The 8,371-nt window shown below is 73.4% G+C and carries 6 protein-coding genes; all 6 read right to left on the reverse strand.

Going from position 1 to position 8,371, the window contains the following annotated elements; translation table 11 throughout:
- Window positions 1-56 precede the first annotated feature (56 nt).
- Window positions 57-1,718 carry an ABC transporter substrate-binding protein gene (locus H5J30_RS10445; protein ID WP_181787148.1) on the reverse strand — a complete coding sequence of 554 codons (1,662 nt, stop codon included), beginning with the start codon at window positions 1,716-1,718 and terminating at the stop codon, window positions 57-59.
- Entirely contained in the window at window positions 1,715-3,355 is a 1,641-nt protein-coding gene (locus tag H5J30_RS10450; protein WP_181787149.1) for a phytoene desaturase family protein, read from the reverse strand. The genes H5J30_RS10445 and H5J30_RS10450 overlap by 4 nt, the downstream gene beginning before the upstream one ends.
- Window positions 3,356-3,419: 64 nt before the next feature.
- Window positions 3,420-4,403: a membrane dipeptidase gene (locus H5J30_RS10455; protein WP_181787150.1), complete on the reverse strand. Its 984-nt coding sequence runs from the start codon at window positions 4,401-4,403 to the stop codon at window positions 3,420-3,422.
- Window positions 4,404-4,486: 83 nt separating this feature from the next.
- Window positions 4,487-5,230 carry a maleate cis-trans isomerase family protein gene (locus tag H5J30_RS10460; RefSeq protein WP_181787151.1) on the reverse strand — a complete coding sequence of 248 codons (744 nt, stop codon included), beginning with the start codon at window positions 5,228-5,230 and terminating at the stop codon, window positions 4,487-4,489.
- 179 nt (window positions 5,231-5,409) lie between these two features.
- Window positions 5,410-6,255: an IclR family transcriptional regulator gene (locus tag H5J30_RS10465; RefSeq protein WP_181787152.1), complete on the reverse strand. Its 846-nt coding sequence runs from the start codon at window positions 6,253-6,255 to the stop codon at window positions 5,410-5,412.
- 121 nt (window positions 6,256-6,376) lie between these two features.
- Window positions 6,377-7,999 (reverse strand): alkaline phosphatase D family protein, encoded by a 1,623-nt coding sequence (locus H5J30_RS10470; RefSeq protein ID WP_181787153.1) that lies wholly within the window; start codon window positions 7,997-7,999, stop codon window positions 6,377-6,379.
- Window positions 8,000-8,371: the final 372 nt, after the last annotated feature.

Raw genomic sequence — 8,371 nt, forward strand, 5'->3', positions numbered from 1 at the left:
CCTTCATGGCTGTTCTCCCCTCACTTCTCTCGGCACCTGTCTCACTTCTCCCGTCCTCACCGGCGGCGGATGGTGGTGTAGTCGACGTAGACGGAGGCGGCGGGCGCGACGCCGTCGACCCCGTCCGCGAGGAGCCGGGGCAGCCGGTCCTGGTAGAGGAAGACCCAGGGGGCGTCGGCGGCGATCTCGTCGGCGGCCTGCCGGTAGAGCCCCATGCGGCGCGCCGTGTCCGGCTCGCCCCTGGCCCGGTCGAAGAGCGCGTCGACGCCGTCGTTCGCGTACCAGCCCCGGTTGACGCCCTCCGGCGGGTGCGCCCGGCCGCTGAACATCCGCTCCAGGAAGTCGGCGGCGTCGGCGCCCGTGGTCCAGCCGTTGAACGAGCCGTGGGTGCGGTCGTCGTAGCCGTTGCCCTCCTCGGCGACCAGCGACGCGAACTCCATGTAGCGCACCTTCAGCGACACCCCGACCGCCTTCAGGTCCTGCTCCAGCAGCGCCATGACCTCGGTCGCCTGCGAGAAGCCGGGGCCGCTGTCGGGGGCGAGGAGCGTGATGCGTACGGGCGTCTCGACGCCGCTGGCGCGGATGAGCTGCCGGGCGCGCTCCGGGTCGTACGTGTACGGGGAGCTGCCCTCCCCCTCCGCCTTCGCGGCCTGCTCGTCGTACGCCTCGTTGCCGCGCGGCAGCGGGCCCGTGGACGGCGCGACCTGGCCCTGGGTGAGGGTGGCGATCGCCTTGCGGTCGACGGCGTAGTTGAGCGCCTGCCGGAACCTCGGGTCGTCGGTGGGGGCGATGCGGGCGTTGAGCCGCAGGAAGTACTGGTTCGCCGCGTCCGGGTACTGCACGCTCATCGCGTCGTCGTGGGTGAGCTGGTGCACCTGCTGCGCGCCGGCGCTCAGGATGGCGTCGACCTCGCCGGTCTCGGCGGCGATGGCGAGCGTGGTGGGGTCGGTGACGGACTCCACGACGATGGTCGGCGTGCGCGGCTCGCCGCCCCAGTAGCCGCTGTTGCGCTCCAGGGTGATGCGGCGGCCGTGGTCGGCGTCGCGCTGCGTGAACGGGCCGGTGCCGACGGGGTGCAGGCCGATGTCGTCGGGCTTGCCCGCGTTCAGCGACTTCGGGCTGACGATCGACATGCGCCGGTCGGAGAGCAGCCGCGGCAGTCCGGCGTACGGCTCGGAGAGCCGCAGCTTCAGCTCGTACGGCCCGGTGACCTCGACGCGCTCGATCCAGCGGGTCAGGAACGTCATGTTCCCGGCGGCGGTGGCGTCGTGGACCGGGGAGTCCTCGTCCATGATCCGGTCGAAGTTGAGCTTGACGGCGTCGGCGTCGAGGCGCGCGCCGTCGGCGAAGGTGACGCCCTCGCGGAGTTCGAGGGTGTAGCCGCGGGCGTCGGGGGCGGACTTCCAGGACTCGGCGAGTCCGGGGCGCAGCGCGGGGGCACGGTCCGTACCGGCGCCGAGGTCCTCGCGGATGAGGGGGTCGTAGAGGGCGTCGACGATGCGCAGGCCGACGGTGCCGGACATGCGGTGCGGATCGAGCGGGGGGATCTCGCCCTCGGCGCCGATGACCAGGGTGTCGGAGTCGCGGCCGAAGGACGGGTTGGCGCTGCAGCCGGCGAGGAGGAGCGCGGCGGCCAGGGCGCAGCCCGCGGCGGCGCGCGGGCCCCTGCGGGGTGCGCGGCGCGGACGGGGCGGACGGGGACGGTGCGTGAACCTCATGCCGGTCGCCTTTGCTCGTCGTCGTCGGTCGTGTGGTGGGCCGGGTCGCGCAGGTCGGTGAGCACCGCGCGGGCCGCGTTGCGGCCGGGGGTGCCGGTGACGTAGCCGCCGGGCCAGGTGCCGGCGCCGGAGAGGTAGAAGCCGCGCAGCGGGGTGCGGTAGCCGGCGACGGCGGGGTGCGGGCGGGCGCCGAAGAGGCCGGCGGGGAGCATGTCGCCGTGCGTGATGTTGCTCTCCAGCAGGCCGAGTTCGCGCTCGATCTCCACGGGGCCCATGAAGCGGTGGTCGGTGATCCGGTCGCCGAGGCCCGGCATCAGCTCCTCCAGCACCGCCACGCAGCGGCGCCCGAACGCCTCGACGCGCTCCCCGTCCCAGCCGCCGCCCTCCGGCGCGTACGGCGCGTGCCAGGCGTTGACGCTGATGAGGTGGGTGCCGCCGGGGGTGAGGCCGGGCGAGGTGAGGGTGGGGACGAGGCCCCACATCAGCGGACGGTCGGAGGTCCGCCCGGCCAGCGCCGCGGTGACGGACTCCTCGATGTGGCCGAGCGAGTCGCCGAAGCGGAACTGGCAGGCGCGCGCCGCCTCGGGGTCCGCCCCGTCGGGCAGACCGGCGTACGCGGGCAGGGAGTCGACCTCCAGCACCAGCTTGAACGCCGAGCCGCGCATCCGCTGCCCCGCCACGTCCGCGCGGATACCGGGACCCAGCGCACCGTCGTCCAGCAGGTCGCGGAAGAGGTGGACGGGGTTGACCGCGGCGACGACGCGGTCGGCCGGCAGCTCCTCGCCGGCCGCGGTGACCACGCCGCGGACGGCGCCGCCCCGCTCGTCGTACAGGATGCGGGCGACGGGCGTACCGGTGCGGAACTCGACGCCGTACGCGCGGAAGCTCGCTTCGAGCGCGTCCACGATGGCGCTCATGGAGCCGACCGGCAGGCCGGTGGAGCCGCGCAGCGCCACGCGCTCGGCGTCGCCGGGACCGGTCGGGCCCGCCGCCGACGCCCGGGCGAACGGGCGCATCATCAGCCCGATCGCCGTACCCGGCGCCGACGGCGGGACGAGCTGGGCATTGAGCGCCAGCATCCCGAGCAGTCCCCCGACCTGCTCGGAGTCGAGCCGCTCGGCCAGCAGGCCGCGCAGGCTGCCGTCGAAGACGGCGTCGAAGAGCTTGAGGTCGTCCGGGTCCGCCAGCCGGCCGCGCAACTCGTCCAGGGCCGGCGGCGGTTCGTCCAGCGAGACGCCGAGGGCGGCGCCGAGGCGGTCCAGGCCGGTGATCAGCGCGCGGTAGCGGGCGGCCTCGCCGGGGGCGAGGGCGTCGAGCTGGCCGTCGACGCGGGCCTGGTCGCGCCAGCCGGCGAAGCTGCGGTCGGCGAAGCGGTGCACGACGGTGGGATCGGCCCGTACGAACCGCAGGCCGTGGTCCGCGAGGCGCAGCTCCCGGACCACCGCCGGGTTGAGCGAGCCGGGCGAGTTGGTGAACGACAGGGTCCGGCCGGGCAGGAACTCGTACGCGCCGCACGGCCCGCCGAGGCGGTCGCGGGCCTCGACGACCGCGACGCGCAGCCCCGCCCGGCCCAGGTAGGCCGCGGCCACCAGGCCGTTGTGGCCGCCGCCCACGACGACCGCGTCAAGGCGCTTCATTGCGCACACGTCCCCTCCGTCGACCTTTCCTGCTGCCTGTGCGTTCCGTCGCGTCCCGGCCGGGTCAGCCCTGCGGGCCCGGCCGGAAGCCCTCGTCGAAGACCCGGACCCAGTTGCCGCCCGCCATCAGCTCGATCTCCTGCTCGCCGAAGCCGCGGCGGCGCAGCTCCGCGAGCACGTCGGCGTAGCCGCTGCCCGCGGCGAACCACTCGGGGAAGTCGACCTGGCCGGAGATCGGGACCATCGGCTTGCGGCTCCAGCGCCCCTGGCGCCACCAGTGCAGTTCCTCGTCGCCCTGGCCGGCGTAGTAGTCGGAGGCGAGGCCGACGTGCTCGACGCCGATCAGCTCGGCGGTGTACGCGACCATGTCGCAGAAGTCGGCGACGGTGCACGCCTGCCCGTTCGGCGCCAGCCGCGGGTACATGCTCAGCCCCACCACGCCGCCCTGCTCCGCCGACTTCTTCAGCACGGTGTCGGACTTGTTGCGGAAGGCGAGTTCGACGTCCTCGCCGACGAACGCGCGCGGGTTGGCGTGCGTGATCATGACGGGCCGCTCGGAGGTCTCGATCGCCTCCAGCGAGGTCCGCTCGTTGCAGTGCGAGATGTCGACGAGCATCCCGACGCGGTTCATCTCCCGGATGAGGTTCACGCCGTACGTGCGCGAGAGCCCGGCGTTGTCGGCCTCCCAGCAGCCGGCCCCGGCGGAGTTCTGGGTGTTGTACGTGAGCTGGGCGATCCGCACGCCGGCCTGGTGGAACGCGCCGACGAGGTCGAGGTCGTCCTCGAACGGGCTGCTGTTCTGGAAGCCGAGCACGACCGCCGTGCGGCCCTCGCGCTCCGCGGTGCGGATGTCGTCGGCGGTGCGGCCCTCGCACAGCAGGTCGGCGTGCTCGGCGAGGTGGCGCTGCCAGCGGCCGACCTCGCGCATCGTCTCGGTGGAGTCCTCCCAGATGGCCACGGTGACGTGCACGGCGGTGAGCCCGGCGGCGCGCCACTCCTCGAAGCGTTCGCGGGCGGGCTTGTTGAACTGCAGGGCGTCTACGAGCACGGTCCTGTTCCTCTGCGGTGCGGTGGGGTGTGGTTCGTCGGGCCGGCGGGGCGGCTCGGCCGGGGAGGCTCAGCCGGGCAGGCTCAGCCGGGCAGGCCGGAGAGGTCCGGGATGCCGCCGAGCCTGCCGAGGGCCGGCAGCTCGTCCCGCAGGCCGAGGTGGCGCAGCGCCCGCCACAGGGATGCCTGGTTGCTCGTCACGACCGGGGTCCCGGTGTCGAGTTCGAGGTACGGCAGCACCTCGAAGGTCCGGAACGTGCCGCAGGAGATGAGGAGCGCCTCCGCGTCGGGTGCCGCCTTGTGCAGCCGGCGGCCGAGCCGGTAGGCGCTGTCGGCGTCGTGCACGCTGGCCTCGTACGGGTCGGTGAGCTGGAGGCCCTCCATCGCCACCACCTCGAAGCCGAGGGCGGTGAGGTACGTGCGCAGGGACTCGTTGACCTCGTCGGTGTAGATGGTGCCGACGGCGACCTTCGTCGCGCCGAGGGCGCGGAGCGCGTCGTTGGTGGCCTGCTGCATCGTGATCGCCGGTACGCCGGTGGCGGCGGTGATCTCGCCGGTGACCTTCTCGTCGGTGCCGGGGCCGGGGATGAAGGTGCCGGGGGCGCCGCACTGCACGATCAGGTCCACCTTCGCGGTGGCCAGCTGCCGGGACGCCTCGACGACCTGGCTCATCATCTCCCGCAGCCCGGCGGCGTCGACGCGCGGGACGATGGTCCGGGCGTCGGCGAACGCGACGCCTGTAGGCGCTACTTCACGCCACTCCTCCGCTCCTTCGATCGCCGTCGCGGGCCGTATCTGCCCGATTCGTGCACGCCAGCCGAGCAACATCAGAGGCTCACCTCAAGTTCTGGGACACTGTACCAAGACTGATTGGGACACCGTACCTTCCGCTTTTGGGCAGGTCAATGGGGTGCGAGCAGAACGCTGCGGGCACGAAAAAGCCGGTCAGACGCCTACGGGGCGCCGGACCGGCCGGAAATCGCGGGTGAGTGGGGCTTGCCGAGGGCTCAGGCGGGCTGCCGCCAGCGGAGGGCGATCTCGGCCGCCGCCTTCTGCAGCGCCGGCACCAGCTCCGCCATGCGCTCGTCGGTGAGCCGGGCCTCCGGCCCGTAGATGCTGAGGGCGGCGACGAGGCTGCCCTGCGTGCCGATGGGGACGGCCACCCCGCAGCCGCCGGCGATCCACTCACTGCGGCTCAGCGCGTAGCCGTTCGTGCGGACCTCGGCGACCTGTCCCAGAATCCGGTCCGCGGCCGTCTCGTCCGGACCGCCGGCGACGTGCTCCACCACCAGCCGGCGCAGCTCGTCCGCGGGCAGCAGGGACATGAGGACCCGGCCGGTGGCACCGGAGAACAGCGAGTAGGGGCGGCCCACACCAGTGATCAGCCGCAGCGGCTGCGAACTCTCGGCCTCGTGCACGGTCACGCGGCGGCCGTCGACGATCGTGGAGATGCAGGCGGTCTCGCCGGTCACGGCGGCGATCCGGGAGGTCGTGCCGGCGGCGGCGCTGACCAGGTCGCTGTTGTCCGCGTGCTTCCAGGCGAGGGTGAGCGCGGCGGGCCCCACGACGTACTTGCGGGTGGCCTCGTCCGCGACGGCCAGGCCGACCCGCTCCAGGGAGGCGAGGATGCGCTGCGTGGAACTCTTGCTGATGTCCAGATCGCGGCTCAGCTCGCGCACACCGCGCGGCCGGTCGGCCTCCGCGATGGCCTTGAGCACCATGAGCGCGTGATCCACGATCTGCACAGTGCCGGGCCCCTGCGCGCCCTGCGCGCTCCGCCCCGCACCGGCGGCGGCCTCCGCGCCGCCCCGCCCGGCCGGACCCGCCGGCTCCGACGCCTCTCCGGTCGCCATCGAGCCCGGTCCTCTCCTCGCTGCCGCTCCCCGCACCGCCAGGAAGTATCACACAAGGCCCCGTGAGCAGTCACTTCGCACCCGCGACCGCCCCGCGGGGGCGGGGCGGCCGGCGGGGCGTTCAGACCTGGTCGTCGTCCACGTCGTAGCGGCGGTCCGCCAGGCGCATCGGGCGGGGCGGCGCCGGGGTGCTTGCCGCGGTGACGCCCGGGCGGCCCGCCTCGACGACGAACTCCGCCGACGTCGTCGCCGTCGTGCCCTCGGGGCGCCAGACCGTGTCGACGGTGCGCAGCGCGGCGGTCATGCGCTCGCGGGTCACGTCGCACAGCACGTAGGCGCGGCGGTTGTCGATGTACTTCCAGTGCGGGCTCTCCGCCATGATCGGGTCGTACGTCGCGTGGAAGGCCGCCGGGTCGCTGTCGCCGCCGGAGGAGATCGACGAGCCGGTCAGCTCCGCGCCCACGACGGGGCTCGCCGGGTCGTCGAAGTCGGGCTTGAGGTCGGCGACCCAGGTGGCGTGGCGGTCGCCGGTGAGGATCACGGGGTTGTCCGTACGGCCCGAGCCGAAGAACTCCAGCAGGCGGCGGCGCTGGGCGCGGTAGCCGTCCCAGTTGTCGAAGTCGAAGACCTGCTCCGGGCCCGCCTTGCGGTCGTTCTGGGCCCACATGAGCTGGTTGGCCAGCAGGTTCCAGCGGGCGCCCGAGCGCTCCATGCCGCGCACGAGCCAGCGCTCCTGGGCCGCGCCGGTCATGGAACGGGCCGGGTCCTGGGCCTCTTCGAGGGTGGTGATCTGGTCGCTGCGGTACTGGCGGGTGTCGAGGACGTGGACGGTGGCGAGGTTGCCGTAGCGCAGCGAGCGGTAGAGCTGCATGTCCAGCCCGTCGGGCATCGAGGCGCGGCGCAGCGGCATGTGCTCCCAGTACGCCTGGAGCGCGGCGACACGGCGGGCGCGGAACGCCTCGGGCGTCTGGCTCTCGGGGTCCTGGGGGATCTCGTCGGCCCAGTTGTTGTCGATCTCGTGGTCGTCGAGGGTGACGATCCAGGGGGCGTGGGCGTGCGCGGCCTGGAGGTTCGCGTCACTGCGGTACTGCGCGTGGCGGTTGCGGTAGTCGGTGAGGCTGTACGGCTCGTCGGTGCCCTCGTGCTTGCGGACGGTGGTGTCGCGGGGGACGGACTCGTAGATGTAGTCGCCGAGGAAGGCGATGAAGTCGACGTCCTCCTGCGCCGCGTGGTGCCAGGCGGTGAAGTAGCCGTCCTGCCAGTTCTGGCAGCTCGCGAAGAGGAAGCGCAGGTGCCGTACGCGGGCGTCGGCGGCGGGTGCGGTACGGGTGCGGCCGGCCGGCGAGGTCTCCCGGCCGGTGCGGAAGCGGTACCAGTACTCGCGGTCGGGCTCCAGGCCGTGCACCTCGACGTGGACGGAGTGGCCCTGTTCGGGGCGGGCGAGTGCGGCGCCCCCCTTGCGTATCCGCGTGAAGGAAGGGGTGTCGGAGACCTGCCACTGCACGGGCACCGGCCGCGCCGGCATGCCGCCGCCGGCGAGCGGGTCGGGCGCCAGCCGGGTCCAGAGCACGACCCCGTCGGGCAGCGGGTCGCCGGAGGCGACGCCGAGGGTGAACAGCCCGGAGGGCAACCCGTCGGCGGTGCCGCTGCGTTCGGCGGCGGTCGCGGTGGAGGGGGCGAGCAGGGCCGGGGCGCCGGCGGCGCCGAGGGTGCCGAGGGCGAGGGCGCCGCCGGTGCCGAGCACACTGCGCCTGGCCGGATTCGAGCGAGAACTCACGGATTCTTCCTTCTTGTGTGGGAAGTGGCCTGAGAACTTGCACGACCATGACCGTGCAAGAAGAAGTCGTGCGGAAGCGGCGGCTACGGCCGGGCGGGCACCGCCTGAAGGCTGGGCGACCGGCGCCCGGCGTCACTCTGGAGCCACTCGCGGACCGCTGGAATCCGGGGGCGTATCCCACCGGAATGTCCGTTCTCACAGCGGGGATACGGCAACTGACAGCAATCTGCCAATGCTCCCTCCGCCGCCCGCGGGCGATGATGCCCGTACGGCTCCGAAGCGGTGACGCCTGAAGTGGGGTATCCGGATGGGCAGTGGCTCCTCGCGCGCACCGAACTC

The organism is Streptomyces phytophilus (assembly GCF_013870535.1).
Taxonomy (GTDB): domain Bacteria; phylum Actinomycetota; class Actinomycetes; order Streptomycetales; family Streptomycetaceae; genus Streptomyces; species Streptomyces phytophilus.

Bases quoted from the DNA above. Each gene is read 5' to 3' on its own strand.
- H5J30_RS10460 (WP_181787151.1), bottom strand. From the start codon at position 5,230: ATGTTGCTCGGCTGGCGTGCACGAATCGGGCAGATACGGCCCGCGACG.
- H5J30_RS10465 (WP_181787152.1), bottom strand. From the start codon at position 6,255: ATGGCGACCGGAGAGGCGTCGGAGCCGGCGGGTCCGGCCGGGCGGGGC.
- H5J30_RS10450 (WP_181787149.1), bottom strand. From the start codon at position 3,355: ATGAAGCGCCTTGACGCGGTCGTCGTGGGCGGCGGCCACAACGGCCTG.
- H5J30_RS10445 (WP_181787148.1), bottom strand. From the start codon at position 1,718: ATGAGGTTCACGCACCGTCCCCGTCCGCCCCGTCCGCGCCGCGCACCC.